Source organism: Gordonia alkaliphila, from assembly GCF_023017165.1.
GTDB lineage: Bacteria > Actinomycetota > Actinomycetes > Mycobacteriales > Mycobacteriaceae > Gordonia > Gordonia alkaliphila.
Genome location: NZ_JALKBW010000001.1, coordinates 1,617,705 through 1,644,684 on the forward strand (window position 1 = coordinate 1,617,705; position 26,980 = coordinate 1,644,684).

Annotated in this window: 24 protein-coding genes and 4 pseudogenes; 19 read left to right on the top strand and 9 right to left on the bottom strand. The window is 67.5% G+C overall.

Features of this window, described 5'->3' with window-relative positions; all coding sequences use genetic code 11:
- The first annotated feature begins 121 nt into the window (after positions 1-121).
- From nth to MUG78_RS07265, 4 genes are read left to right on the top strand one after another with little or no spacing between them, the layout of a single operon-like run.
- Positions 122-808, top strand: a complete 687-nt coding sequence (nth, locus tag MUG78_RS07250) for an endonuclease III (RefSeq protein WP_246996898.1) — start codon at positions 122-124, stop codon at positions 806-808.
- Positions 805-1,494 carry a TlpA family protein disulfide reductase gene (locus tag MUG78_RS07255; RefSeq protein WP_246993582.1) on the top strand — a complete coding sequence of 230 codons (690 nt, stop codon included), beginning with the start codon at positions 805-807 and terminating at the stop codon, positions 1,492-1,494. Before nth ends, MUG78_RS07255 begins: the two co-directional genes overlap by 4 nt.
- Entirely contained in the window at positions 1,491-2,303 is an 813-nt protein-coding gene (locus MUG78_RS07260) for an NUDIX hydrolase (RefSeq protein WP_246993583.1), read from the top strand. Before MUG78_RS07255 ends, MUG78_RS07260 begins: the two co-directional genes overlap by 4 nt.
- A complete protein-coding gene (locus tag MUG78_RS07265) occupies positions 2,300-3,505 on the top strand; it encodes a MarP family serine protease (protein WP_246993584.1) in 1,206 nt (401 codons plus the stop codon). Before MUG78_RS07260 ends, MUG78_RS07265 begins: the two co-directional genes overlap by 4 nt.
- On the opposite strand, the gene MUG78_RS07270 is transcribed toward MUG78_RS07265, so the two are convergent.
- From MUG78_RS07270 to acs, 3 genes are all read right to left on the bottom strand, one after another.
- Positions 3,506-4,432, bottom strand: coding sequence for an alpha/beta fold hydrolase (locus tag MUG78_RS07270; protein ID WP_372493284.1), 927 nt, complete (start codon positions 4,430-4,432; stop codon positions 3,506-3,508).
- Between the two features lie 20 nt (positions 4,433-4,452).
- On the bottom strand, positions 4,453-4,989 hold the full coding sequence (locus tag MUG78_RS07275) for a phage holin family protein (protein WP_246993585.1): 537 nt from the start codon (positions 4,987-4,989) through the stop codon (positions 4,453-4,455).
- Positions 4,990-5,121: 132 nt separating this feature from the next.
- Complete coding sequence (gene acs / locus MUG78_RS07280) at positions 5,122-7,059, bottom strand: acetate--CoA ligase (protein ID WP_246993586.1); 1,938 nt, start codon at positions 7,057-7,059, stop codon at positions 5,122-5,124.
- A gap of 256 nt (positions 7,060-7,315) precedes the next feature.
- On the opposite strand from acs, the gene MUG78_RS07285 reads away from it, so the two are divergent.
- On the top strand, positions 7,316-8,062 hold the full coding sequence (locus MUG78_RS07285) for a Fic family protein (protein ID WP_246993587.1): 747 nt from the start codon (positions 7,316-7,318) through the stop codon (positions 8,060-8,062).
- A gap of 348 nt (positions 8,063-8,410) precedes the next feature.
- Here MUG78_RS07285 and MUG78_RS07290 read toward each other — a convergent pair whose 3' ends face one another.
- Entirely contained in the window at positions 8,411-9,217 is an 807-nt protein-coding gene (locus tag MUG78_RS07290; protein ID WP_246993588.1) for an HAD family hydrolase, read from the bottom strand.
- Positions 9,218-9,657: 440 nt separating this feature from the next.
- Between MUG78_RS07290 and MUG78_RS07295 the strand changes: the two genes are divergently transcribed.
- From MUG78_RS07295 to MUG78_RS07335, 9 genes are all read left to right on the top strand, one after another.
- Positions 9,658-10,596, top strand: coding sequence for an esterase/lipase family protein (locus MUG78_RS07295; RefSeq protein WP_246993589.1), 939 nt, complete (start codon positions 9,658-9,660; stop codon positions 10,594-10,596).
- Positions 10,597-10,746: 150 nt separating this feature from the next.
- Positions 10,747-11,967, top strand: a complete 1,221-nt coding sequence (locus tag MUG78_RS07300; protein WP_246993590.1) for an AMP-binding protein — start codon at positions 10,747-10,749, stop codon at positions 11,965-11,967.
- Between the two features lie 96 nt (positions 11,968-12,063).
- Positions 12,064-13,122 (top strand): septum site-determining protein Ssd, encoded by a 1,059-nt coding sequence (gene ssd / locus MUG78_RS07305; RefSeq protein ID WP_246993591.1) that lies wholly within the window; start codon positions 12,064-12,066, stop codon positions 13,120-13,122.
- Positions 13,119-14,267 carry a TadA family conjugal transfer-associated ATPase gene (locus MUG78_RS07310; RefSeq protein WP_246993592.1) on the top strand — a complete coding sequence of 383 codons (1,149 nt, stop codon included), beginning with the start codon at positions 13,119-13,121 and terminating at the stop codon, positions 14,265-14,267. Before ssd ends, MUG78_RS07310 begins: the two co-directional genes overlap by 4 nt.
- Positions 14,264-15,070, top strand: a complete 807-nt coding sequence (locus MUG78_RS07315) for a type II secretion system F family protein (protein WP_246993593.1) — start codon at positions 14,264-14,266, stop codon at positions 15,068-15,070. The genes MUG78_RS07310 and MUG78_RS07315 overlap by 4 nt, the downstream gene beginning before the upstream one ends.
- Positions 15,067-15,681 (top strand): type II secretion system F family protein, encoded by a 615-nt coding sequence (locus MUG78_RS07320; protein ID WP_246993594.1) that lies wholly within the window; start codon positions 15,067-15,069, stop codon positions 15,679-15,681. The genes MUG78_RS07315 and MUG78_RS07320 overlap by 4 nt, the downstream gene beginning before the upstream one ends.
- Before the next feature lie 93 nt (positions 15,682-15,774).
- Positions 15,775-15,996: a DUF4244 domain-containing protein gene (locus MUG78_RS07325; RefSeq protein WP_246993595.1), complete on the top strand. Its 222-nt coding sequence runs from the start codon at positions 15,775-15,777 to the stop codon at positions 15,994-15,996.
- 41 nt (positions 15,997-16,037) lie between these two features.
- Positions 16,038-16,370 (top strand): TadE family type IV pilus minor pilin, encoded by a 333-nt coding sequence (locus tag MUG78_RS07330; protein WP_246993596.1) that lies wholly within the window; start codon positions 16,038-16,040, stop codon positions 16,368-16,370.
- 10 nt (positions 16,371-16,380) lie between these two features.
- Positions 16,381-16,710, top strand: a complete 330-nt coding sequence (locus tag MUG78_RS07335) for an Rv3654c family TadE-like protein (protein WP_246993597.1) — start codon at positions 16,381-16,383, stop codon at positions 16,708-16,710.
- A gap of 189 nt (positions 16,711-16,899) precedes the next feature.
- Here the strand turns inward: MUG78_RS07335 and MUG78_RS07340 are convergent, their stop codons facing one another.
- Positions 16,900-17,058 carry a hypothetical protein gene (locus MUG78_RS07340; RefSeq protein WP_246993598.1) on the bottom strand — a complete coding sequence of 53 codons (159 nt, stop codon included), beginning with the start codon at positions 17,056-17,058 and terminating at the stop codon, positions 16,900-16,902.
- Between the two features lie 376 nt (positions 17,059-17,434).
- Here MUG78_RS07340 and MUG78_RS07345 point away from each other — a divergent pair, with 376 nt between their 5' ends.
- Genes MUG78_RS07345 through MUG78_RS07355 form a run of 3 tightly spaced genes read left to right on the top strand, consistent with a single transcriptional unit; the run spans position 17,435 to position 20,517 of the window.
- Positions 17,435-18,064, top strand: a complete 630-nt coding sequence (locus MUG78_RS07345) for an MspA family porin (protein ID WP_246993599.1) — start codon at positions 17,435-17,437, stop codon at positions 18,062-18,064.
- A gap of 15 nt (positions 18,065-18,079) precedes the next feature.
- Positions 18,080-19,240 carry a hypothetical protein gene (locus MUG78_RS07350; RefSeq protein ID WP_246993600.1) on the top strand — a complete coding sequence of 387 codons (1,161 nt, stop codon included), beginning with the start codon at positions 18,080-18,082 and terminating at the stop codon, positions 19,238-19,240.
- A gap of 41 nt (positions 19,241-19,281) precedes the next feature.
- Entirely contained in the window at positions 19,282-20,517 is a 1,236-nt protein-coding gene (locus tag MUG78_RS07355) for a hypothetical protein (RefSeq protein ID WP_246993601.1), read from the top strand.
- A 74-nt stretch (positions 20,518-20,591) separates the two neighbouring features.
- Here MUG78_RS07355 and MUG78_RS18425 read toward each other — a convergent pair.
- The 4 genes and pseudogenes from MUG78_RS18425 to MUG78_RS07375 form a co-directional block, all read right to left on the bottom strand.
- Positions 20,592-20,921: pseudogene (locus MUG78_RS18425) on the bottom strand (IS1634 family transposase); the annotation flags it as partial.
- A 16-nt stretch (positions 20,922-20,937) separates the two neighbouring features.
- Entirely contained in the window at positions 20,938-22,443 is a 1,506-nt protein-coding gene (locus MUG78_RS07365; RefSeq protein ID WP_443669986.1) for an IS1634 family transposase, read from the bottom strand.
- Positions 22,444-22,555: 112 nt separating this feature from the next.
- Positions 22,556-23,737, bottom strand: a pseudogene (locus tag MUG78_RS07370) (IS1634 family transposase); the annotation flags it as partial.
- Positions 23,738-23,934: 197 nt separating this feature from the next.
- Entirely contained in the window at positions 23,935-24,702 is a 768-nt protein-coding gene (locus MUG78_RS07375) for a transposase (RefSeq protein ID WP_246996902.1), read from the bottom strand.
- A gap of 170 nt (positions 24,703-24,872) precedes the next feature.
- Here MUG78_RS07375 and MUG78_RS07380 point away from each other — a divergent pair.
- Positions 24,873-25,553: pseudogene (locus MUG78_RS07380) on the top strand (IS1634 family transposase); the annotation flags it as partial.
- 115 nt (positions 25,554-25,668) lie between these two features.
- Positions 25,669-26,968: pseudogene (locus MUG78_RS07385) on the top strand (ISL3 family transposase).
- Positions 26,969-26,980 lie beyond the last annotated feature (12 nt).

Sequence of the window (26,980 nt, forward strand, 5' to 3'; positions counted from 1 at the left end):
CATTCAGTTGTGACCTGGGAAGGTGCGCCAGGCGGGCGGCCGCCCACCACCGGTAGCCTGGGACGTTGTGAGCAGAAGGAAGCCGGAGACCCGACTTGGTCTGGTTCGTCGTGCGCGGCGGATGAACCGCACGATGCAGGTGGAGTTCCCGGAGGTGTACTGCGAGCTCGACTTCACCACGCCGCTGGATCTGTCGGTGGCCACCATCCTGTCGGCGCAGTGCACCGACGTGCGGGTCAACATGGTGACCCCCGCGCTCTTCGCGCGCTATCCGGACGCCTGGGCCTACGCCGGGGCGGATCGGACCGAGCTGGAAGAGATGATCCGGTCGACCGGCTTCTACCGGAACAAGGCGAACTCGATCATCGGCCTCGGCCAGGCCCTCGTGGAACGGTTCGACGGCGAGGTCCCGAGCACGCTCAAGGAACTGGTGACATTGCCCGGCTTCGGCCGGAAGACGGCGAATGTGGTGTTGGGCAACGCTTTCGGTGTGCCCGGCCTGACGGTGGACACCCACTTCGGGCGGCTGGTGAACCGCTGGGAGTGGACCGCCGAGACCGACCCGGTGAAGGTGGAGCGCGCCGTCGGCGAGTTGTTCCCGCGCAAGGAGTACACCGACCTCTCGCACCGCATCATTTTTCACGGTCGCCGTATCTGCCATGCGCGTAAGCCCGCGTGCGGGGTCTGCCAGCTGGCATCGGACTGCCCGTCGTACGGACAGGGGCCCACCGAGAAGGCCGCGGCGGCGGCGTTGGTGAAGGGCCCGGAGACCGAGCACCTGTTGGCATTGGCCGGAGTCGAGGCATGAACGTTCTGAAGACCCCCGCGGGTAAAGCGATGCTCGCGTTCGTCGTGGTGATGGCGGCACTCATCTTCGCGCTGTGGCCGCGCAGCACGGAGACGCCGACGCGTTCGTCCGGCACCCCCGGGGCGCCCAGTCAGGGCGTCACCGACCAGGACGTGCCCGAGGCGATGCTGGCGCAGGCCCGGACCGACGCCGGTCTGGCGCCCTGCCCGCAGAGCACCGCCCCGGTGCCCGACGGCGCGGCGTTGAAGAATGTCACCGCCGTGTGTCTGGCCGACGGCCGACCGGTCAACCTGGGTCAGGCCACGGCCGGGCGTCCGACGGTGATCAACATGTGGGCGGTGTGGTGCCTGCCGTGCCGCAAGGAACTGCCGTACTTCGACGAACTGTCCCAGCGCGCCGGCGACCGCTTGGACGTGCTGGCCGTGCACGCGATCGACGGCGCGACGAAGCCGTACGCGATCCTGCAGTTCATGAAGGAAGTGGGCCTCACCCTGCCGGCCGTCGCCGATACCGACGGCTCGGTCGCCAAAGCGCTGAAGGCCCCGCGCGTGTATCCGTCGACGATCCTGGTCCGGGCCGACGGCACCGTCGCCGTGACGCTGCCCAAGGTCTTCACGTCCTACGACGAGCTGGCGACCCTGGTGCGCGACGAACTGGGCGTGGACGCGACCGGAGGCCAGTCGTGAGCAAGCCGTCGGGCGACTACGGGGCGCTGGTGGATCGGGACCTGATCCCGTCGTGGCTGCACGCCGTGACCGACGATCCGGCGGTGGTCAACGAGTCGGTGCTGCGCCGCGGCGGGGACCGCGCGCGCTGGGCCTCGGCGTTCCGCGCGCAACGGGCCGCAGCGGTGCTGGTTCTCTTCGGGGGCGCGTTCGAGGCGGCCGCCGACCATCCGGGCGGTCTGCCGGCCGATGCCGACGTCCTGCTCACCGAGCGGGCCGCCACCATGCGCACCCACAGCGGTCAGATCGCCTTTCCCGGCGGCAGTCGCGATCCCGGTGACGACTATCCGGTCGGCACCGCGATGCGGGAGGCCCGCGAGGAGACCGGGCTGCGCGCCGACGGTGTCCGCGTGGTGGCCAGCCTGCCGACCTTCCCGGTGCCCTCGGGCTTCGAGGTGACCCCGGTGATCGGGCATTGGACGCAGCCGAGCTGGGTGGGTGTGGTCGACGAGGCCGAGACCGCGCGCGTGGCGCGGGTGAATCTGCGCGAACTGCTGCACCCGAGCAACCGATTCCAGGTGAGCCGCTCCATCATGGGTGCGACCGCCTACAAGGGGCCCGCCTTCCTGTACGACGGCATGCTCGTGTGGGGTTTCACCGGCGGGCTGCTCGCAGCGATCAGCCAGTCGGCCGGCTGGGATGTGCCCTGGGACACCGACGACGTTCGACCCCTCGAGCAGATGATTGCCGAGACCGGCGGCCGTCAGGCCTCCGGCTTCCCACTCAACCCCGACGGCCACGCGGCTCCCGAGGACCGGGGCCGCGTGTGAGCGGTGCCGTCTGGGTGGATGTGATCATCCTGGTCGTCGCGCTACTGGCGGCGGCCAGCGGCTATCGCCAGGGCGCAGCGGCGTCGGCGATGGCCTTCTTCGGCGTGGTCATCGGTGTGCTGGCCGGTGTGCTGCTTGTGCCGCACCTGGTGGCCCCCATCGCCGACCCGCGGGGCCGGATGCTGACCGCCATCGTGCTGCTGCTGGGTCTGGTGATCCTCGGCGAGATCGCCGGCATGGTGGTGGGGCGCGCCGCCCGCAGCGGCCTGCAGTCGATCCGGTTGCGCCGCGTGGACAGCCTGGTCGGCGCGGGCCTGCAGTTCGTGGCCATCCTGGTGGCGGCCTGGCTGCTGGCGACCCCGATCCGGAACGCCGCCTCCGACAGTTCTTTCGCCCAGTCGGTGTCCGGCTCCAAGGTGATCGACGTCGTCGACGGAGTGGCGCCGGATTGGATGCGTGAACTCCCCGCCGACTTCACCGCACTGCTCGACAATTCGGGCCTCAAGCAGGTGATCAGCCCGTTCGGTGAAGCCGAAGTGGCCACCGTCGATCCGCCGGATCAGCAGCTCGACGGCACCGCCGCGGTCGCGAAGGTCCGCCCCAGCGTCTTGAAGATCCTCGGCGTGGCGCGCAGTTGCAGCCAGGCGATGGAGGGTTCGGGCTTCGTGATCAGCCCGGAACGTGTGATGACCAATGCGCACGTGGTGGCCGGTGCCGACGAGGTGTCGATTCAAACCGCCGGCGGCCGAGACCTGGCCGCCACCGTCGTCTGGTTCAACGACCGCAACGACGTGGCCGTGCTCGACGTCCCCGGCCTCAAGGCGCCCGCGCTCGATTTCGCGGAGCAGCCCGCCTCCTCCGGTGACGACGCCATCGTCCTGGGCTACCCGGAGAACGGCCCGTTCACGGTGACCCCGGTGCGCGTGCGCAACACCATCAACCTGGTGGGGCCGGACATCTTCCAGCGGCCGGACAAGGTGAAGCGGCAGGTGTACACCGTCCGCGGGAGCATTCGGTCGGGCAACTCGGGCGGTCCGATGATCGCGCCCGACGGCTCGGTGCTCGGCGTGGTCTTCGGCGCTTCGGAGAACGTCGCCGACGACACCGGGTTCGTCCTCACCGCCGAGCAGGTGGCCGCCGATCTGAGCGGCTCGGAGAAGCGGACCACCGAGGCGAGCACCGCGACCTGCCTGCCGCGCTGATCAGCGGTCGAGCAGGTCGAGCAGCGCCGCGTTGACGTGCTCGGGGTTCTCCTCGTGGACGAAGTGCCCGGCGTCGGGCACCTCGCGGTACTCGAAGTCCGACGACCAGTGGCTGCTCGCGGCCATCACCGAGTCGACGATGTAGCGGTCCTCGCGGCCGCGCAGCGCGAGCACCGGGATGTGCAGCCGCTTGTTCATCAGGTCCATGAAGCGGTAGCCGTCGGTGCGGAACTGCGAGCGGAACGCCCAGCGGCGGTATTCGAGGCTGGAGTGAGCCACGCCGGGAATGGTGATGGCGAGGCGATTGCGAGTCACGGCCTCGTCGAAGTCCGGGGTGTCGCGCCACTGCGTGCCGGACCGTGAGCGGAAGTAGTCCTCCAGGTAGGCGCCGCCGTCGCGGGTGAGTCGTCGTTCCCCGAGGCGGGGCAGCTGGTCGTGCAGGAACGGCCCGAGGAAGGCGTCGCGCTCACGGCGGTTGGTCCACACCGACTGGCGCAGCGCGCGCGGATGCGGGGACGCCAGCACCGCGATGTGGGCCACCGATCGGGGATGCAGCGTGGCCGTCGCCCAGCACACCAGGCCGCCGTCGGCGTGGCCGACCAGGGTGGCCTGGCTGTGGCCGAGGGCGCGGATCAGGCCGTGCGTGTCGCCGGCGAGCGTCCAACCGTCATAGCCGCGCGGCGGCTTGTCGGAGTCGCCGTAGCCGCGGAGGTCGACGGCCACCACGCGGTAGCCGGCCGCGCTGAGGGCGCTGAACTGGTGCCGCCAGCTCCACCAGAACTCGCCGAAGCCGTGCAGGAGTAGGGCCAGGGGCCGGTCGGCGATGGATCCGGCCACCGCTTCGACGGCATGGAACCGCAGGCCGTTCGCGCGGACGTCGAAGTGATGCCACGGCCCGTCGAACCGGACCTCGGTGGCATCGGGCAGGACGGTCTGCGCGGCCAGGGTCAGCTCCGGGAGGGGTCGTGCGCCGCCGGGATCTGCGGGTGCGCGTGGGCGGTGCCATGCGGGTCGGCGGGTGCGCCGCGGCCCGGGAGGATCGCCACCGTCTCCTTGACCGATTCGATGGTCTTCTCCGGCTTGCGGAGTCGACGGAACAGGATGTAGCCGACGATGATGGCGCCGATCGAGACGGCCATCAGGATGGCGAAGACGATCAGGAACGCGGCCCAGGTGGGCAGCCAGACGTCGAGCAGGAACCCGAGGAAGACGAAGAAGAACAGGCTCGCGTACAGCAGCAGGACGGCGGCGCCGACCAGCAGGCCGGTGCCGGCGCCCGCCTTCTTGGCCTCGCCGATGAGTTCGCGCTTGGCCAGGGCCACCTCGGCGCGGAAGAGCGTGGAGGCGCTCGCGGTGGCATCCTTGACCAGATTGCCGATGGTCGGCTGGCCGTCGGCGCCGAGGTTCGCATCCGACATCGGGATCGACGGCACCTGCGGAGCGTTCTTTGGCTCGCTGGGCCAGGTGTCCTGATTGCCGCTCACGAATTCTCCTTGGGTCGACGTATTCCGCTTCATGTTGCCATGCCCGTGGTCGGTGCGGGGATGCAGATCGGCCGAGAGCCCGTCACGGGTGGTCTCGGCCGATCCGTCCCTACGACGGTGCGGGCGGGCGAATCAGCCGCGCTGGGAGCGGATGGCCTCGAAGACCGACGGATCCACCAGGGTCGAGGTGTCGCCGAGTTCGCGGCCCTCGGCGACGTCCTTGAGCAGGCGTCGCATGATCTTGCCCGAGCGCGTCTTGGGCAGCTCCGGCACGATGTTGATCTCCCGCGGCTTGGCGATCGGGGAGATGTCGACGGCCACCTGATTGCGCATCTCGGCGATCAGCTCGTCGCCCGGCGTGGCGTGCTCCATCAGGATGACGAAGGCGACGATGCCCTGGCCGGTGGTCTCGTCGGCCGCACCGATCACGGCGGCCTCGGCCACCGCGGGGTGCGCGACGAGGGCGGACTCCACCTCGGCGGTGGAGATGCGGTGGCCGGAGACGTTCATGACGTCGTCGACGCGGCCCAGCACCCAGAGGGCGCCGTTCTCGTCGTACCGGGCGCCGTCACCGGCGAAGTACCAGCCCTGCTCGGCGAAGCGCGACCAGTAGGTGTCCTTGAAGCGCTGCGGGTCGCCCCAGATACCGCGGAGCATGCCCGGCCACGGCTGGTCGAGGACCAGGTAGCCCTGCTCGCCGGTAGGCAGCTCGTTGCCGTTGTCGTCGACGATCTTGGCGCTGATGCCGGGCAGCGGGCCCATCGCCGAGCCCGGGGTGCAGGTGGTGACGCCGGGGAGCGGCGCCAGCATGTGGCCGCCGGTCTCGGTCTGCCACCAGGTGTCGACGATCGGGCAGCGGTTGCCGCCGATGACGTCGTAGTACCAGCGCCACGCCTCCGGGTTGATCGGTTCGCCGACCGTGCCGAGGAGGCGGAGCGACGTCAGGTCGTGGGCGCCGGGGATCTCGCGGCCCCACTTCATGAACGTGCGGATCAGCGTCGGCGCGGTGTAGTAAGTGGTGACGCCGTACTTCTCGATGATGTTGAAGTGGCGGTGCTCGTCCGGCGAGTTCGGGGTGCCCTCGTAGACGATCTCGGTGGCGCCGGCCGACAGCGGTCCGTAGACGATGTAGGTGTGGCCGGTGACCCAACCGATGTCGGCGGTGCACCAGAAGACGTCGCGGCCCTCCTTGTGGTCGAACACGTTGTGGAAGGTGTAGTTGGCCTGGGTCAGGTAGCCGCCGGAGCTGTGGACGATGCCCTTCGGGCTGCCGGTGGTGCCGGAGGTGTACAGCAGGAACAACGGATGCTCGGCGTCGAACGCCTCCGGCTCGTGGACCGGCGAGGACTCCTCGACCGTGTCCTCCCACCAGACGTCGCGGCCGTCGACCCACGGCAGATCCGGGTCGTGATTGGTGCGACGCACCACGATGACCTTCTCGATCGACGGTGCGGCGTCGTCGCCGGTGCCGAGCGCCTCGTCGACGGCGGCCTTCAGCGGGGCCGGCTCGCCGCGACGGTACTGGCCGTCGGTGGTGACGACCACCTTGGCGGCGGCGTCGTCGACGCGAGCGCGGAGCGCGGCCGACGAGAAGCCGGCGAAGACCACCGAGTGGGTCAGGCCCAGCCGGGCGCAGGCCAGCATGGTGATGATGGCCTCGGGGACCATCGGCATGTAGATGGCCACGCGGTCGCCGGTCTGCAGGCCGATGGCGGTGAAGTAGTTGGCGGCCTTGGAGACTTCGTCCTTGAGCTGGCTGTAGGTGATGTCGCGGGTATCGCCGGGCTCGCCGATCCAGTGGATCGCGACGCGATCGCCCTTGCCAGCGTCGACGTGGCGGTCCACGCAGTTCACGGCCACGTTCAGCTTGCCGTCGGCGAACCACTTGGCGAACGGTGCGTCCGACCAGTCCAGGACGGTCGAGAACGGGGTATCCCAGGAGAGCTGTCGTGCCTGCTCCGCCCAGAACTCGTTCGGGTCGTCCTTGGCCCGCTGGTACATCTCGGCGGTGGCGTTGGCCTGCGCCGCGAACTCCGCGGACGGGGGATAGACCTGATCGGTATTCGACATCGTGGCTGCCTTTCGGTTGCGCGAATAGGGCTGGCGGGGCGTGCTCGCCGGGTCGTCGTGCGCCGACCCCGTGTGTCGCGCGTCTATGCGACCGCTGGTTGTGAGGGTAATCACCCGACTGGCCGAGCGTAACCGCGCGTAGGTTGCGGGTGCGATGCGCGCGATGAACGGTAGTTCTCAGTCGATCGGTGGCCGACGGCGGGCTGCGGTTCGGGGGACCGGCGGCCGCGGTGTGCGGCGGCACTAGGCTGGGGGTGTGAGTTCTGATCCGTTGGTGCCGCTGCTCGATCTGCCCGGCGTCGCCGCCGCGGCCGAGGAGGCCGCCGAAGCGTTGGCGGCCGTGCATCGGCATCCGGTGAATCTGCGCGGCTGGGACAAGACCTCGCGCGAGTCGTCGTGGCGGGGCGGGCGCAGTTCGGCCGCGATGGAGGGGGCCACCACCGAGCTCAACCGCGAGCACGACTTCGACGATCCGGTGATGTCTGGGGCGATCCGGGTGGCACAGGCACTCGACCCCGACGACCTCGACCGGGAAGTCTCGGTGTTCCGGCGCGCGCCGATGCAGTCGTTGGCGCGGCTGCATTCGTTGGCGGCCGCGGAGTTGGTGGAGCCGGAACTGCTGGGCCGACCGCGCGACGAACCGCACATCGCGCAGCGACTGGATCTGCTGGGGCAGCTCATCACCGGCGCCACCGCGGTACCCGCTGCTGTCCTGGCCGCCGTGGTCCACGGCGAGATCCTCGCGCTGCAGCCGTTCGACGCCGGCAACGGCGTGGTGGCCCGCGCAGCGTCGCGCCTCGTGTCGGCGACCACCGGGCTGGATCCGCATCTGCTGGGCGTGCCCGAGGTGACGTGGCTGGCGCGCCTCGGTGACTACCGGGAGACTTCTGCGCTCTTCGCCACCGGCGACCCGCAGGCGCTCGCCGACTGGATCGTCCTCAGCTGCCAGGCGATGTTCGCCGGCGCCGCCGAGGCGAAGTCGATCGCCGACGCCGCGCGCTGAGCCCTGCACGATCCCTGAGCTTGTCGAAGGGTCCGCACAGTATTGCGGGCGACACCCAAATGGAGTGCCGCCCGCGAGCACGGACGCAAGTTACCAAGCGTGCAAGGTGGGTTGTGGGTATCGCCTCGGCGAGGGAAAGAGGTCTTCGGCTGAGCCGGGACGTCCTCAATGTCGCAGGCGCACAACGCTTCTGCCAATGCGGCGCGCTCCGCGTGGGTGCTTGCCGCCCGTGCTGGGAGCTGCCTTTCGGGGGTTCGGACCTTCTCTTCCGGTCCGAGCTTTGCCTGGGGTGGCTCCGTACCTATTTTCTACACGGTGACGCGCGTCACAGCAAGCGTTTGGGGAAAGTCAGGCCGCCGCGTGTCGTCGATGGGCGTATCGGTAGGCCGCTGCGGCCGCGACGGCGCCGATGCCGGCCAGTGCCAGCGTCGTCCAGCCGCGGGGGCCGGGGTCGGGCAATTCGGTCTTGGGATTGGGGTTGGCGAACTCGAGGACTTCCCAATCGTGCTCGACTGCGTGGGCCCGCAGTGTGCGATCGGGATTGACCACTGCCGGGTGGCCGGCGGCCTCGAGCATGGGGAGGTCGGTGGCCGAGTCGGAGTAGGCGTAGCAGTCGGCCAGGTCGTAGCCGTGCTCGATCGCCAGCTCGCGCATGGCGTTCGCCTTCTCTTGGCCGTAGCAGTAGAACTCGATCGCGCCGGAGTAGTGGCCGTCGACGATCTCCAATATCGTCGCGCGCACCAGGTCCACGCCGAGCAACTCGCCGATCGGCTCCACCATCTCGATGCCCGACGCCGAGATCAGCACCACGTCCCGCCCGGCGGCCTTGTGTTCGGCGATGAGGTCGGCGGCCTCGGTGAAGATCACCGGGCGCACCACGTCGTCGAGTGTTTCGGCGACGATCGAACGCACCGTCGCGGCCTCCCAGCCCGCGCACATCTGGGTGAGGTACTGGCGGAGGCGTTCCACGTGCTCGGCGGGTTCGGAGATGAGGAGCAGTTGGACCTGCGCGATCGCGGAGTGGAGCAGCGCGCGACGAGTCAGCAGCCCGCCGTCGTAGAACGGGCGTGTGAAGGCGAGGGCGCTCGACCGGGCGATGACTGTCTTGTCTAGGTCGAAGAATGCTGCCGTGCGCGTGGGCGTCGTCGAGTCCACGGCACTGAGAGTACGTTCAAATCGATGCGTTGCGTTGGGAACGCCGGTATTTCTGAAACATCGATAGTTCAGGTTGCAAGGACACAGGGGCGGGTGTATGTTCGCTGTTATCCGGCTACGGTCGGTGTCTTCAGCCCGACCCCCCGGGGCTGAAGATAGATGGCCCCGACCTCCTCCCCCCTGGTCGGGGTCATCTGCTGTCCGGGGGTCTTTTCCTCGGTGTGTGCGGGCGGCTGTCGTCGTCGGTGCGCTCCTATCGGTTCTCCGCAATTCGGTCTCGCAGGTTTTGCGACGTTTCCGTTCCTGATGCGATCCCGTCCACGTCGCGACATGCGGCGTGAGCCAGCCGCCCCTCCCGGTGGGGTGTTACTCAGCGCAGGTTCTTGTTACGCTCTCGCAAACCAAGCAAACGCTCGGTACATGGTCAGGGGTTGGGGAATATGGTGCGGAAACTGCTCGGTGCGATCTGTGCGGCGGTACTCGTCGTCTTGGGAGTGGTCGCGACGGGGCCGGCTGCGGCCGCGCCGCCGGACAAGCTGCCGGAGAACTACAACTTCTTCGGCGGGATTCCCTACGAACTGCAGCATCCTGGCGGTGACCTGCCCGGATCCAACGACTTCACGTGCAAGCCGTCGCCGGAACATCCGCGACCGGTGATCCTGGTGCACGGAACGGGTGGCGCGAAGACCACCAACTGGGGCTCGTACGTGCCGATGCTGCGCAACCGCGGCTACTGCGTCTTCGCCCTGACCTACGGCGCTCTGCCCGGCCTGCCGTGGCCGGCCACCGCCGTCGGCGGCATGGACCGCCAGGAAGTCAGTGCGGGGCAGTTGTCGCGGTTCGTCGACAAGGTTCTGGCCGCGACGGGTGCGGAGACGGTCGACCTGGTCGGTCACTCGCAGGGCACCTACATGCCCACCTACTACGTGAAGTACCTGGGCGGCGCGGACAAGGTGACCAACTACGTCTCGCTGGCGCCGCTGTGGCGCGGTACCGGCGACATCGGTCCGATGGCGAAGGCCTTCGGCGAGCAGAACATCCCGATGCCGGTGTGCGTCGGCTGCGGCGGCATGCTTCCGGGTTCGGCCATGAACAAGAAGATCTGGGCCGGCGGCAGTCCGTACGTGAAGGGCATCAACTACACCAACATCGCGACGAGGTACGACGAAGCGGTCATGCCCTACACGGCGGGTCTGGTGCCCGGTCGGGCCGGTGAGAACGTCACCAACATCGTGGTGCAGGACAGCTGCGAGCAGGACTACAGCGATCACATGGCGATCGCCGGTTCGCGCCGCGCGGCCTACATGGTGCTCAACGCACTCGACCCGGAGCGCCCGGTGAAGGTGCCGTGCACGTTCGTGCCGCCATTCACCGGCTAAGCGGACTGTCACGACCTGTGTTAACGCTGAAAGCGCAGACGGCGCCCTCCTCGGCCGGTAGTTGTGTTGGCACCAACCAACCACTTCCCGTAGGAGAACCATGTCCGGCATGCGCCCCGATCTGTCCGGTGTCGACCCGCTGACCTGCAGTTGCAGAACAGCTGGCAGGTCGTGGTCGGCTTCTTCGCGCTGGCCAAGCTCGGGGTGGTGGCGCTGCCGCTGAACCTGCTGCTGTCGCCGAGCGACGTCGCCTATCAGCTGGGCGACAGCGGGGTGCAGGCGGTGCTCACCGAGACGCCGTTCCTGCCGGTCATCGGCGCCGCGCTGGCCGAGGTCGACGGCGCGTCGGTGCGCGAGGTGATGGTCGTCGGCGAGGCGCCGTCCGAGGTCGCCGGGCTGCCCGCGCTCTCGTGGGACACGGTCTTCTCCACCGACACCTCCACCGTGGAGACGATCGTCGAAGACCGCGACCTCCTGCACTGCCTGTACACGTCGGGCACCACCTCGCGACCCAAGGGCGTGGTGACAAGCCATGTGGCCGTGCACGTTTCGAACCTGTCGTCGGCGCTGGGCCTCGGTCTGCGCCCGGACACCGACCACCCCGTGCAGCCGATCGTGCTGCCGCTGTTCCACGTGACCGCGCTGGACGCGCTGCTGCTGCCGACGCTCGTGGTCGGCGGCACCGCGGTGCTGCTGCGCGGCTTCGACCCGGCGCAGGTGGCGCAGACCTTCGTCGATCATCGGGTCACGCACCTGACGATACTGCCGATGATGTGGGGCGCGGTGATCGGGCAGCCCGCGCTCACCGACGAGAACACCGCGCACCTGATCACCGGCCTGTACGCGATGGCGCCCATGCCGGCGCCGCTGCTCGTGGCGATCATGGACGCCGACGGAAACCTGCTGCCGCCCAACGAGATCGGCGAGATCGTCTACCGCAGCCCGCAGTTGATGACCGGCTACTGGAACAACGCCGCCGCGAACACCGAGGCCTTCGCACACGGCTGGTTCCACGGCGGCGACATCGGCTACCTCGACGACGAGGGCGTCGTCTGGTTCACCGACCGGGCCAAGGACATCATCAAGACCAGCGGTGAGAACGTCAGCTCGGTGGAGGTGGAGCGGGCACTGCTCGGGCACCCGGAGATCGCCGAGGCCGCGGTGGTGGGCCGGGCCCATGACCACTGGGGTGAGGCGGTGACCGCCGTGGTGGTGCTGGTGCCGGACGCCACCGTCACCGGTGAGCAGCTGCGCGACTGGGCCAAGGAGCAGCTGGCCGGGTTCAAGGCGCCCAAGCAGGTGCTGGTGGTCTACGCGCTGCCGAAGACGTCGACCGGCAAGATCCAAAAGAATCTCGTCCGGACGATGTAGCGCGCGGAGCCCGGCCGGTGGATAAGTCCGGTCGGGCGCCGGGGCGCTGTGGACACCGTGTTGGCGGCGTCTCGGCGCCGCGCCCACGCTGGGCGTATGAGCGAGACGCTGCTGGTGTTGGCCGAGTCGGCCGTGCACGACGACGCCGCCCGGTGCGGTGCGGCGGCGGGCTACCGGATCGTGCGCGGGAATCCGGCGCAGTGCCGGAGCGACTGGCTGCGGGCGACGGCCGTGGTGGTCGACGGTGCCGCCTTGGAGGTCTTGGCGCAGGTGCGGCCACCGGCCCGGCCGGGAGTCGTGGTGGCGGCCGGTGTCGGCGCCGATCCGGCGCTGTGGCGCGCGGGGCTGTCGGTGGGCGCACAGGGCGGGTACGTGCTGCCCGACGACGAGGCGGCACTGGTGGCGGCGCTGTCCGGACTGCGTCGGCCACGCCGCTCGGCCGCCGCCGTGGTCGCGTTGGTCGGTGGGCACGGCGGTGTCGGGGTGAGTACATTCGCCGCGGTGCTCGCGCGTACCGCGAGCCCGTCCGAGACGGGGGTCCTGCTCCTCGACGTCGCCCCCGGCGGCGCGGGCCTGGACCTCCTGTTGGGTGCCGAGGACCTGCCCGGCCTGCGCTGGTCGGACATCACCGGTGAGACGGGAAGCATTCAGGGACAAGCGCTGTCGGCGGCGCTGCCGCGTGTCGGCGACCGCCTGCGGATCCTCACGCAGCGGCGGGACGACGGCGGTCCGCTGTCGGCGGAGACGGTGCTCGCGGTGGTCGACGCGGCGCGCTCGGACGGCGGTCTGGTGATCGCCGACCTGGGCCGCGCGAGCGATCCGGCGGCGGCCGGGGTGCTCGACTCCGCGGATCTCATCGCGGTGCTCACGGGCGCGTCGGTCCCCGGGGTGTCGGCGACGCGAAAGCTGTTGGCGCGGATCGGTATTCGGTCCGAGATGCGGTTGGTGGTCCGCCTGCCCGCGCCGGGCGGGCTGGCCGCGGAACAGGTCGCGCAGGCGGTGGGCGTACCACTGGTGGCAGCGCTGCGCAGCCGCTCGGCGCTGGCGCGCACAAGCGAGGAGGGCGGGATCCGCGCGGTGCCGCGCAGTCCGGAGGTGCGTGCCGCGACCGCCGTGCTGGTGGCGCTGGACGCGCTGCGCGGGGGTCGACGATGACCACCGATCCCGCGCTGCGGAATGCTCAGCTGTTGGATCGGGTGCGCGAGCAGTTGGCGGCGCGCTCGGTGGAACCGGACGCCGAGACCATCGCCGAGGCGGTGCGCAGCGAGTCCGGCGGACTGCTGTCGGACACGGATCTCCTTGCGGCACTGCGGTATCTGCAGACCGAACTGGTCGGGGCGGGACCGCTGGAGCGGCTGCTCGCCGATCCGGCGGTGACCGACATTCTGGTGACCGGACCGGATCGGGTGTGGATCGAGCGGGGCGCAGGCCTCGAGCGGGTACCGGTGGCCTTCGAGGACGAGGCGAGTGTCCGTCGACTGGCGGTGCGCTTGGCCTCGGGAGCGGGTCGTCGTCTCGACGACGCGCAGCCGTGGGTGGACGGCCGCCTCTCGGGTATCGGCAGGCACGGCTATGCGGTGCGGCTGCACGCGATGATTCCGCCGCTCGCACTCGACGGCACCTGTATCTCGCTGCGCGTGCTGCGGTCGGCGACCATGGACTTCGCGGCCCTCGTCGCCGGCGGCGGGATCCCGGAGCAGGTGCGCGGACTGGTCACCGAGGTGATCGCGCACCGCAGGGCCTTCCTGGTGGTGGGCGGTACCGGCGCGGGTAAGAGCACCCTTCTCAATTGCCTTCTGGGGCAAGTGGATCCGGCCGAGCGTCTGGTGATCGTCGAGGATGCGCCGGAGCTGGACCCGCAGCACCCGCACGTGGTGCGGCTGGTGGCGCGCGCCCCGAACGTGGAGGGGATCGGTGAGGTCTCGGTCCGCACCCTGGTCCGGCAGGCGCTGCGGATGCGGCCGGACCGGATCGTCGTCGGCGAGGTGCGCGGGCCCGAGGTGATCGATCTGCTCACCGCCCTCAACACCGGCCACGAAGGCTGCGCCGGGACGCTGCACGCGAACTCGGTGGCCGAGGTGCCCGCCCGGATGGAGGCGTTGGCCGCGCTCGGCGGCATGGCGCGCACCGCCTTGCACAGCCAGCTGGCCGCGGCCCTGGATGTGGTCTTCGGCGTGGCGCGACGGCCGGACGGGCGGCGCGGGCTCATCGAAATCGGCGCGGTGGAACCGGCCGCCGATGGCACCGTGGCGATCCGTCCGGTGTGGTCGCGTACGGACGAACCCGGCTGGCTGTCGTGACGGCGGCCCTCGTCGTGTGCTGCGTCGCCGTCGCGCTGCTGGTGTGGCCGTCGACGGCCGCGGCCCGACGGGTCGAGCGGTTGATCGGAGCGTCGTCGGATCGTCGGCAGCGACCGCGTGCCGAGTTGCTGGCGGTGGTCGCCGTCCCGGTGGTCGGCGCGCTGGTCGGTCTCGGTGCCGGGATCGCTGCGGTCATCGTCGTGGCCGTGGGTCTCGTCCGTCGACGCCGGGCCCGTCGAGACCGTCAGCGTGCAGAGCGCGATGCCGCGCTGTGCCGCGCGCTGACGGTGATGGCGGCGGAGATGTCGGTCGGCGCGCCGATGGTGCGCGCCTGCCGGGCCGCGGCCGAGGAACTGTCGGGCCCCGGGACGCCCGCGGCCGACGCGGTGGTGGCCGGTGAACTGGTGCGGATCGCGGCGCGCGTGGAGTTGGGCGGCGGGGTGGACCCGGCGGCGGTGCCCGCCGATCCACCCGGGCTCCGGCGCGTCGGCGAGGCCTGGGCGATCTCCGTGCAGCACGGCCTGCCGATGGTGGCGCTGCTGGAGGCGTTGCGGGCGGATCTGGTGCAGCGCAAAGACTTCACTGCGCGCACCGACGCCGGTCTGGCTGGGCCGCGCGCCACGGCGATGGTGCTGGCGGGATTGCCGCTGCTCGGGCTGGGCCTGGGGCAGCTCATGGGGGCGGCACCACTGGCGGTGCTGCTGGGTACGCCGCTGGGCTCGATCCTGCTGGTGCTCGGGGTGGGCTTGGCCGCGGCCGGGGTGCTCTGGGCCGACGCGATCGTGGCGAAGGCGAAACGATGAGCGCCGCGATCGGGCTGGTGGCACTGGCCCTGCTGCTGTGGCCGGGGCCCGGTGCAGCGCTGCGACGCGTGGTTCCGTGCGCTCCGGACGGCGATCAGCGCTCGATGTTCCACGGTGAGCCGCGATGGCTGGGGCGTCGTCGATCGGCGCCCGACCCGTTCGCGGTGGCGGCCGGCTACGACCTCTTCGCGGTGTGCCTGAAGGCCGGTCTGCCGGTCGCGACCGCGGCGACGGTGGCTGCCGAGCACAGCCCCGAACCGCTCGGCGGAGCGCTGGCGCATGCGGCGGAACTGCTGGCGTTGGGCGCCGATCCGGGGCAGGCCTGGGCGCGGGACGAGCTCACAGGCGGGGCCGATCCGGGCGAGCACTTCCGCGAACTCGCGACCCTGGCGCGACGTGCCTCGCGGGCGGGGTCGTCGTTGGCCGACGGGGTGGCAGCACTCGCCGAGGCGACTCGCGAGCAGGCGCAGACGCAGGCATTGGCGCGGGCCGAGCGGGCGGGCGTCACCATCAGCGGACCGCTGGGTCTGTGCTTCCTCCCGGCGTTCGTCTGCCTGGGCATCGTGCCGGTGGTGATCGGCTTGGCGAGCGGCATGCTCGGGCAGTGGTGACCGCCTCGCGCGGCGTGTCATGGAACCCGCGAGGGGGTCGCGAGCGTCTAAAGGTCGAAACGAGTATCAACCATTTCATCGAGGGGGAATCTCATGAAGAATCAGCACTTCGGCGGCCGATTGTTGGATCGGGCGGGGGCCGAGTTCGGGCGGCTGATCAGCGACGATGCCGGAATGTCGACGGCCGAATATGCCATAGGCACGGTCGCGGCCGCCGCGTTCGGCGCGATTCTGTACACCGTCATCAGCGGCGACAACGTGGTGAGTGCGTTGACCGGCATCATCAGCCGGGCACTGTCCACGTCGATTGGATGAGGACGTCGTGGTGTCGACGGCTTGCCGCGGACGAGACGGGGATGGTGACGGTCGAGGCCGCCTATGCGCTCGCGGCACTCGCGGTGTTCGTCGTGCTCGGCGTGGCGGCGATCGGCACCGTCGCAGCGCAACTGCGGTGCACCGATGCGGCTCGTGAGGTGGCTCGACTCTCCGCGGCCGGCGACAGTGAGGCCCAGGCGGTGGGTGCGCGGGTTGCGCCGAAGGGGTCGCGGATCGAGGTGCACCGTCAGGGTGAGCAGGTGGTGGCGATCGTCAGCGCGAAGGTTCCGCTGTTGCCGTTGTTCGACGTCTCGGCGCACAGCGTGGCGGCGATGGAACCGGACGGGGTCGAGGCGGCGACTGTGGGCGAATGACGACGGCTCGGTGACGGTGGCGGCGGCCCTGACGATGGCCGGGCTGGCGGCGTTGTTGATCGCGATCGTCTACCTGGGTGCGGGTGTGCTGGCCCGCCACCGGGCGCAGAACGCTGCCGACCTGGGGGCGCTGGCCGCGGCGTCGGCGCACGTGCGTGGGGACGAGCGGCCGTGTGCGCGGGCGCGGGAGATCGCCGACGCGCAGGAGGGGCCGCCGCGGGTAGTGCGGTGCGAGGTGGACGGCCAGGACCTGCTGATCGAGGTGGTGGTGCCGGTCCGCCTGGGGCAGTGGGGCCTGCGGTCGGCCACCGCCCGCGCCCGTGCGGGGCCGACGGAGTGACGCGGGGGTGGATCTCGCAGGTTCACTGGCACAGAGGACGCCTCCGTGGTCATAGTGACCAAGGAGGCCCCGTATATGCCAGTGAAGTCGGGGGAGCCGCGTCGTCGGCGCACCAGGAGACAAGGCGGCAGTCGGGCACAAAGGCTGACGCGGGTGTTGGTCGGTGCCGCGAACGGCGGCCGAGTGGAGTCAGGCGGGGTTGGGGACGTTTCGGAAGGGGGCGTCGGGTTCGTCGACCTCGCCCTGGGCGGCGAGGCCGGCTCGGGTGGAGAGGGCCTTGTTGCGCAGGAACAGCGAGAGGATGAAGCCGACGGCGGCGCCGATCTCGCGCAGGAAGTTGTTGGTCACCGACGTTCCACGATGATCTGCAGGTGTTCCGCGAGGCCGAGGTTCGAGGGAGTCGCCGCCTCCGCTCGATGGTTCCGGTGCGCAGGCCGTCTGCTTCAGCGAGGTAGCCGACTGTGCAGTCCGGGCCAGCCGCGTCGTCAGCCGATGTCGCCGGTCCATGACTCGGGCAGCAGGTTGAGCACGTCGTAGAGCGAAAAATTCCGGACCGGAATTTGATTTCTTCCCTCTACCTGCTTGTTTGAGGATCTACCGCCCCGATGGTTGACATCGCGCCCCTACCGTAGGCGCGGGGGCTTACCCGTAGAACACTAGGAAGTTCGGAGTGATGATGAGACGACCATTCACCCTTCTGCTCGCCCTGCTCGGCGCGCTGTCGATGACCGCGCTGTTGGCCGGTGGGCCAGCCGGGGCGAAGACCCACCAGACTCGCGAGGGGTTGGCGATCGCGTTGTCTGCGGTGCAGCAGTCGGCGAGTGCGGTTTCGCCGCTGGACTCCTCGCCCCTGTCCGGGCAGGCGCTGTTGTCCTCGAACGTGCATGCGGCGATCGGGAACATCGACGGCAAGAACGTGCGCGCCACACTCGAGGTCGGCTATAAGATCGGCTACCCGGTATCGGTCGCCCCCAACGGAGTGAAAGTCACCGCGCACACCCCCGAGCTCAAGCTCACCGGCGGGGTCAACGCCAAAGTCGCCCCGGAAGTCACCATCTCGGGCTCAGGAGGCGGCGCCAAGTTCGGCGACCTCGGAGCCCAAGCGGGCGTTGAAGCGAACGTGATTCCATCCGCAGACCTGGAGTTCGAGATCCAGGCCGGGAAGATCGCCACCGTCACCCTGGCTGAGGTCGCGTTGACACAGCCTGTGGCCGACATCGTCCTGTCCGGTGTGGAGCTCAATGTCACCAACGCGCTCGGCCCGATTAGCGCGCGTCCGTTCGCCAAGATCTCGGTCACCACCGACACTGGCGTGTACGTGTACTACGACCACGGCTCCGCCGTCCGTCTGTAGGCGAGAACTTCAACGATGGCATACAAGAAGATCGATAACGGCCCACAGCCACGGCAAAGCGCTTTCGGTGGGGTGGTCGCAAGCGTCACCGCCCTCGCCGTATCGCTGGCGATTGCGTCGTCGCTGGTTCCCTCCAACGCATCCGCCGAAACGCCAGCGGAGCGTTGCAAGAGGGAGACTGCCGCATACAACTCGGCATGGGCGACATCTTGGGTAACGGCTCACCCCGGAACGGAACCGGATGACGCACCGCCTCCGCCGGTCCCCTACCGGTGCGGCGGTGGAAGGGACGAGCCGCCGACACTCCGTCCGGACAAATCTACGACCCCGAGTTCAACGGCAACGCCGTCCCCTTCTACCTCCGCTCAACCGACAGACGGCGGCAGCGGGCCTGCGGTCCGTCCGTCGACAGAGCGTAACGAGCCGGCCAGCGGTGTCGACAGAGATCAACCCTCTATCGGCGGCACAGGGAGAGCGCAGTACTCGGATATTCCGGAGGACGAACTACGCAAGTTGATCAACATATCGGCCAGAAACTTCCATATCGAGATTGGGAGGTTGCGTAGCGAACTTCGGGCGTTCTCCCGTCAGATGTCGCTCCCCTACTCTGAGGTCCTCTCCAGTGCCGAGCGAAATGCCTTCGATGCCGTTCCGGTAGGTAACCCCAGCGCCGATGCGACGTGCGGAAAGCCGGCGAACAGAAAGGTCGGTAGGGCGCGGAGGGGAGGTGACTTCTTCTACTCGGATTCCTGTACGGAGGGAGTCAACCATGGCCACAATGGGCTATTCGTCAGCACGATGGCTACCGTGGAAGCGAGTGACAAAAAGGGAGTTCACCGCGTTGCGAACGCGGCTGAATCGATGCGCGTAAACCCACAAAAATACTATGTAAAGGCCGAGAACGCAACGAATAATCAGAAGGATTCGGCTGTAGATTACGCTGAATCTAGAGTAGGCAAGGGGTATAATAAGTGGGGATTTGCGAACAACAGGAAAGGAGGGCCCGAGGTGGGTCACTTCAATTGTTCCCAGTTGGTATGGGCAGCCTACTATGAGACCTCGGGAATCGACCTCGATAAGGACTCATACGGATCATTCGTCAATCGAAACCTGTCTCCGAACCCCGGGGTTTATCCAAAGGACCTCACCGGGTCTCCGCTAGTTGTGGCGTACTAATGCGATTTCGCCCGTGCGTGGTACGACGGTCGCCCAGCCGCGTGGTTGTCGGTATCGCCGTGTTGTTTCTGATGGCCATGACAGTGTCGTGCTCTTCCGAACCACTGTCGGAGAAATCCGCTCTGGGGCCAGAAGTCGACAGGATCCCAGAGCAGGCGTACGCCGCAGTGATGGTTGCGCCTCCGGCGTTCGAATTCGCGTACGACACCGTCCAGGACAATTCATGGGTGGTATTCGTCGATCGGGACATGACGCCGCTCGGTTACATGCATCAGAAAGGGATGTTTCGAAGTCAGATCGCACGGTATCGTGATGGGATCATATTTGCTGACCATAAGAACTATTTCGTGACCTCCAAAGCCGGTACCCACGTCGAGCCCCACGACGCAGGAGGGACGTCGTTGCATGCGTCCACACCGTACGATATTCAATCGGAAGACGCATTCTTATGGCTCGACGACGGCGTAGTCGATGGACGGTACCGAAGTACCGCGATCGCGGTATCGCCCGACAGTTCGGATTCGATTCGAAAGATCGACGGCCTGGTCGTTTCCTTCGGCAGATGTGCAGGAGTCCCCTATGCCGTCCTCTCGCGTAGTTTCGGCAGAAGCGGCCCGGATAAGGTCCACGAGCTTGCTGAGATCGACATGGCAAGGATCCGGCCCGATATCCCGAAGTCCCAGAAGATGTTCGACTTCGACGGCTCCGGTGGCGGGATCCCATACTCGTGCGATGGCTCAGGACAGGTCTCGACCTACATGTCGGACGGAAACGATGTCTCCGATGGCCAGCCAGTCAAGTCCGGGTTCTGGACGGCGAGCGTCGACGACGGACACTCCGCCTGGTCTCCCGTCCCTCGCGAAAAGGCTGCGGGTTCTGCGGCACACGGCGGAATATTCACGCAGTACACTGCGCCCTTTGGGGCGAACATCTCATGGCCAAGCGGGAACGGCATGCGATACGTCGATACCGAGGGTCAAGTATCGGAGATCAGGTTCGGTAAGGACTTCTCCAGCTATTTGTTCACCGTGGCTCCGGACATTCGGGATCGTGTGATCAACGCGGTAGCGGTCGGTTCCGGATCGGACGGTATCGCCTATCTGACACGCGTCGACTCAGACGGCTACATACTTCTGGGTGACGGGGAGTTCGTCTTCACGAACTTCGATTCTGGTGAAGAGGATCGCCGTATACCGACCCCGGAGTGGTTAGCGAACCTTGTAGCGTCGGATCCCTTCATGGTCAGCGATATTGCGCTACTGAGCGATCTCACGTAACGGGTTCCCCGTGTCATGCGGAGGGGTGTCGATACCGAACCGGCCGCTCGCGATTCGACCCGAGTCGTGCCACTTTAGTGCCCCGTTGAGGCGTGGAGTTTCGCGATGATGTCGGCGGCGGTTCCGTCGAGTGGTGTTTCGGCCATGACGTGTTGTCCGCGTACCCGGATCATGACGTCGCGGACTGGGCGCAGTGTGGTGATGATGCGTTTGATGGAGTAGCCGGTGGTGTCGGTGAGGTGGCGGGTGACGGCGAGTGCGGCGAACACGATGGTGAGGTGCGCTTCGATGGAGTCACGCTGGTGGTGGAACATCGGCCGGGCCCGTAGGTCGCTTTTGGCCATGCGGAATGATTCCTCGACTCGGAAGAGGTCGTGGTAGGCCGCGACGACTTGTTCGCCGGACCCGAGTCGTGCCACTTTAGTGCCCCGTTGAGGCGTGGAGTTTCGCGATGATGTCGGCGGCGGTTCCGTCGAGTGGTGTTTCGGCCATGACGTGTTGTCCGCGTACCCGGATCATGACGTCGCGGACTGGGCGCAGTGTGGTGATGATGCGTTTGATGGAGTAGCCGGTGGTGTCGGTGAGGTGGCGGGTGACGGCGAGTGCGGCGAACACGATGGTGAGGTGCGCTTCGATGGAGTCACGCTGGTGGTGGAACATCGGCCGGGCCCGTAGGTCGCTTTTGGCCATGCGGAATGATTCCTCGACTCGGAAGAGGTCGTGGTAGGCCGCGACGACTTGTTCGCCGGAGAGCGTGTCTTTGGAGAGGCTGGTGACATAGCCTTTGAGGCCGAGGTAGGAGCGGGCCTTGTCGACCGCGTCCCAGTTCACGCCGGGCTGGTTCCCGAGGGCCACGAATCGGTCCTTCTTCGGCCGGCGCCGTCCGTCGGCGATGTCCTGGGCTCGTTCGATCTGCTTGTTCAAGGTGATGTTGTCGCGGCGCTCGCGTTTGCGTGAGTAGTGCCAGACCACCCGCCGTGTGCGAGCGTGCGCGCCGGTCCCCATGGTCCGCTTGGTCTCGATGGTTTGGCCGTCGCGAAGGTAGGTGCCGCGGCGTTCGTAGTGTTCGGCCAGGTCACGTGGCGCCGAGCCGGTGCGGGACCCGACGATGAAATCGAAACCTGCCTCCTGCAGGGCGTTGAGATTAGCGGCCGACAGCATTCCGGCGTCAGCGACGACGACGACGTCAGCGCCGTGGTGGCGTTCGCGGAACCGGGTGAGCACGGGCAGCAGGGTGCTGGTCTCTGCCCGGTTGCCGGCGAAGGAGTGCACTTCGAGGGGAAACCCGGTCGGGTCGACGAGCATCCCGACGAGGATCTGGGGGTCGACCCGCCGTTCCTTGCTCATCCCGACTTTCCGGAAGGTGTCTTCGTTCTCGGCTTCGAAGTACAGGGTCGTCACGTCGTACATCACGACAGACAGGGCCCCGCCCGCGGTGACATGCCCCAACGCCGCCGAAGCGAGCTGTGTCCGCCAGTCCTCGCTGACACTGCGTGTGAGGGTGCGCCAGATCGTGCGCAGCGATGGTGAAGGCACTCCGAGTTCGGCCAGCACTCGGATCGTGTCGGCCTTGCTCGTCGGTTCGACGATCCTGGCCAGCACCAACTGTTTGAACGCGTCAGTGCCGATCTTGTCGAACCCGAGATCGCGGTAGCCCTGTTCGAGGACTTCCCACAACACGCGCGATTGCGACCCGGCCACCTCGGGGACCGCCGAGACCTTCGCCGGCGCCAACGCCGACAAGTCGAAAGCGAGCTGACCTGCATGGAGCTTCGTATCGGCGACCTCGAGCAGCACCGCGAGTTCTTCGGGTGAATGCGCCGATCCGATGTGTTCGACGATCCGGCGCACACCACGTTCCTTCGACACGATCTGTACCGCTGTCGCACCCGACGCGGTCCGCACCTTCCGGACGAACAACCCCACACGATCGATCGTAGACACCCAGTTTAGTGCCCTAAACGGGCACTACCAGCGGCCAAAACCCCAGGTCGCAACGACCCGCCGAGCCAAGTCACCAAAATGTGGCACGAGTCAGGCCGGAGAGCGTGTCTTTGGAGAGGCTGGTGACATAGCCTTTGAGGCCGAGGTAGGAGCGGGCCTTGTCGACCGCGTCCCAGTTCACGCCGGGCTGGTTCCCGAGGGCCACGAATCGGTCCTTCTTCGGCCGGCGCCGTCCGTCGGCGATGTCCTGGGCTCGTTCGATCTGCTTGTTCAAGGTGATGTTGTCGCGGCGCTCGCGTTTGCGTGAGTAGTGCCAGACCACCCGCCGTGTGCGAGCGTGCGCGCCGGTCCCCATGGTCCGCTTGGTCTCGATGGTTTGGCCGTCGCGAAGGTAGGTGCCGCGGCGTTCGTAGTGTTCGGCCAGGTCACGTGGCGCCGAGCCGGTGCGGGACCCGACGATGAAATCGAAACCTGCCTCCTGCAGGGCGTTGAGATTAGCGGCCGACAGCATTCCGGCGTCAGCGACGACGACGACGTCAGCGCCGTGGTGGCGTTCGCGGAACCGGGTGAGCACGGGCAGCAGGGTGCTGGTCTCTGCCCGGTTGCCGGCGAAGGAGTGCACTTCGAGGGGAAACCCGGTCGGGTCGACGAGTATCCCGACGAGGATCTGGGGGTCGACCCGCCGTTCCTTGCTCATCCCGACTTTCCGGAAGGTGTCTTCGTTCTCGGCTTCGAAGTACAGGGTCGTCACGTCGTACATCACGACAGACAGGGCCCCGCCCGCGGTGACATGCCCCAACGCCGCCGAAGCGAGCTGTGTCCGCCAGTCCTCGCTGACACTGCGTGTGAGGGTGCGCCAGATCGTGCGCAGCGATGGTGAAGGCACTCCGAGTTCGGCCAGCACTCGGATCGTGTCGGCCTTGCTCGTCGGTTCGACGATCCTGGCCAGCACCAACTGTTTGAACGCGTCAGTGCCGATCTTGTCGAACCCGAGATCGCGGTAGCCCTGTTCGAGGACTTCCCACAACACGCGCGATTGCGACCCGGCCACCTCGGGGACCGCCGAGACCTTCGCCGGCGCCAACGCCGACAAGTCGAAAGCGAGCTGACCTGCATGGAGCTTCGTATCGGCGACCTCGAGCAGCACCGCGAGTTCTTCGGGTGAATGCGCCGATCCGATGTGTTCGACGATCCGGCGCACACCACGTTCCTTCGACACGATCTGTACCGCTGTCGCACCCGACGCGGTCCGCACCTTCCGGACGAACAACCCCACACGATCGATCGTAGACACCCAGTTTAGTGCCCTAAACGGGCACTACCAGCGGCCAAAACCCCAGGTCGCAACGACCCGCCGAGCCAAGTCACCAAAATGTGGCACGAGTCAGGTTCGAGTGCGCGATCGGGACGGTCGCGGCGTTCGGGACCATTCTGTAGACCGTCATCAGGGCTCTTCGAAGTTGAGCGGGCACCTCAGCAGTGAATCTGGATGCCTGCCCGCTGTTTGCGGGTGCAGTGGAATCGTATCCGGCGTCGTGAGTTCTCGAGGTTCCGGAAGCCACATGCGGCGCGTTTGACCTGTTTGACGAGCCGGTTGTAGCCCTCTGTGCGGGCGTTGGTGATCGTGGTGCCGATGAATGCCGCCACCGCTGGCCACCACTTCTCGATCGTGGTTGCGAGCTTGACAACTTCTGGCAGATTCACCTGAGCGCATAGGTCCAAGAACTTGTAGAACTGGTAGGCCAGATGGTGGTCGTCGGGTCGGCTACGGGCCAGCGCAAGCAGGCCACGTAGTTCTTCCTTCACGATGTAGGCGGCCAGTATTTCGTTGCCAGGATCTTTGGCGCGCAACGCATTCCACATTTTGGCGTAACTGTGCTCGGAGAGGCGTTCACGGGCGGTGAGTAGGCGGCGCCGGTTCGCCCATTCTGGATCGACTGCCCGCCCACGGCGCCCACGCTGATCCCAAGTGACCCGCCGCCGAACCGCGGTGACCATGTCGTTGGCGAGCTTGATTACATGGAAGTGGTCGACCACCAGCTGCGCATCGGGCAGCGCCTGGGCTGCGGCGGCGGCGTACGCGGCACACGGATCGATCGCAACGTGGGTGATCGAGGACCGAAACTCAGGACTCTGCTTGGCGAGCCATTGGGCCACCGCCATCGAGGTGCGGCCGGTGACCTGCCCGAGTAGGCCCTGATCGCCCGCGAGGTCGACGAATCCAGTGTCCCACGGATCTATCCGATACCAGCGGCCATCAGGGTCGCGTTCCCAGCGTGGCCGGCCCCGACGAGTCTCACCTGACTTTTATCACCGACTCGGACATATTGGACTTTGCTTGTTGCGACCTGCGGGTTTAGAGCTGTTTCGGGCTGGATTTGTGCACTAAGGATCGCCGATAGGGTGGGTGGATGACCTACGTTCGGACCGTGAAGACCGCTTCGGGAGCGCGAGCAGTCCAGATCGTTCACGGTTCGCGGAAGGGGTCGCGGTCGATCGAGCACATCGGGTCAGCGCACACCGACGACGAGTACGCCGCGCTCAAGGCCGTGGCTGCGCGGCGTCTTGCTGCAGGTCAGGGCGAGTTGGACCTAGGCATTGCGGATGTCGTGCCGGCTTCAGCGGAGCCGTTACCGATCCAGTCCTCACGGATGGGGCACCTGTGGGATGGACTCGAGTACCTCTACCGCGAACTCGGCTTCGACGACGCGACCGGCGGTGATCCGGTTTTCCGCGACCTGGTGTTGGCGCGGATCATTGAGCCCACCAGCAAACTCGACTCGATCCGTGTCCTCGAGGAAGTTGGTGTGCCGGCAATGTCGTATCCGACGATGAACCGTCGCCTGCCGATCTACGCCACCGACACCTGGCGACAGAATCTCGCTGCCGCGTGTGCCAAGCATGCAGGCCTGGGGCCTACGACGCTCGTGTTGTACGACGTCACGACGCTGTACTTCGAGACGGACAAGGCCGATGGATTCCGCGAACCCGGATTCTCGAAAGAACGTCGTCTCGAGCCGCAGATCACCGTGGGGATGCTCACCGACGCCACTGGTTTCCCGCTGTTGATCGAGGCGTTCGAGGGCAATAAGAGGCTCTCCTGACACATGTGTGGGTGGGGTGAGCGCGTCTGAGTAGGCGCACGCCGTTGTCCTGCATAGGTTCTGAACTGTCGAGGAAACAGAAACCTGTGGTCAGGAGAACGGCGTGCGTGATGTCAGCTTATGGCGGAATCTGCTCGGAATCGAGAAGACCGTGCTGGAGCGGGTCGTATTCGACGAGGACGCGCAGGTGCTGGTGGCCCATGTGCGGCCCGTCGCGCGCCAACGTGGCCGGTGCGGGAGGTGCCGGCGGCGCAGTCCCCAATATGATGGCGGGCCGGGGCGGCGGCGCTGGCGGGCGCTGGACCTGGGCACGATTCGTGCCGAGCTCGAGGCCGATACGCCTCGGTGCGGTGCCGCGAGCATGGGGTGGTGGTCGCCGCGGTGCCGTGGGCCCGCCATGACGCGGGCCACACCTATGCCTTCGACGATCAGGTCGCGTGGTTGGCGACCAGGCCTCGAAGTCCACAGTGACTGAGTTCATGCGCATCGCCTGGCGCACCGTCGGATCGATCATCGACCGCGTCTGGAGAAGGACATCGACGCCCAGCACGACCGGTTCGATGGGCTGCGGCGTATCGGGATCGACGAGATCAGCTACAAGAAGGGCCACAAGTACCTCATGGTCGTCGTCGATCACGACCGGCGTCGGCTGGTGTGGGCCGCTCCGGGGCGTACCAGCGCCACCGTGCATGAGTTCTTCGACCTGCTCGGTGAGCAGCGGTGCGCGCTGATCACCCACGTCAGCGCCGATGGGGCCGACTTCATCGACACCGTCGTGACTGATCGGTGTCCGGCCGCAGTGCGGGGTGGCCGATCCGTTCCACATCGTCGCCTGGGCCACTGACGCCCTCGATGAGGTCCGCCGCCAGGGGTGGAACGATGCCCGTAAACAGGCCCGGGCCGAGCCGAAACGGGGCCGTGGACGCCCACGGTCCGACGCCCCACCTAGGCCGGCCAGCGACCGTGCCAAGGCACTCAAAGGCGCCCGGTACTCGCTGTGGAAGAACCCCGAGAACCTCACCGCCAATCAGCAGGCCAAGCTCGCCTGGATCGCCAGGACCGACCCGAGGCTGCATCGCGCCTACCTGCTCAAGGAAGGTCTGCGGGTGGTATTTGCGCTGCCCCATGACGCGGCCGCTGAAGCCCTGGACCGCTGGATCAGTTGGGCTCGTCGCTGCCGGATCCCCGCGTTCGTGAAACTCCAAAAACGCATCGCCAAACACCGCGACCGGATCCTCGCCGCGATCGAGCATCGACTATCCAACGGCCTGATCGAGTCGACCAACACCAAGATCCGACTGATCACCCGGATGGCCTACGGCTTCAAGTCCGCCGAAGCCCTCATCGCCATGGCCATGCTCAGTCTCGGCGGTCACCGGCCCGTGCTTCCAGGCCGCAAATGACCCACAGATCAG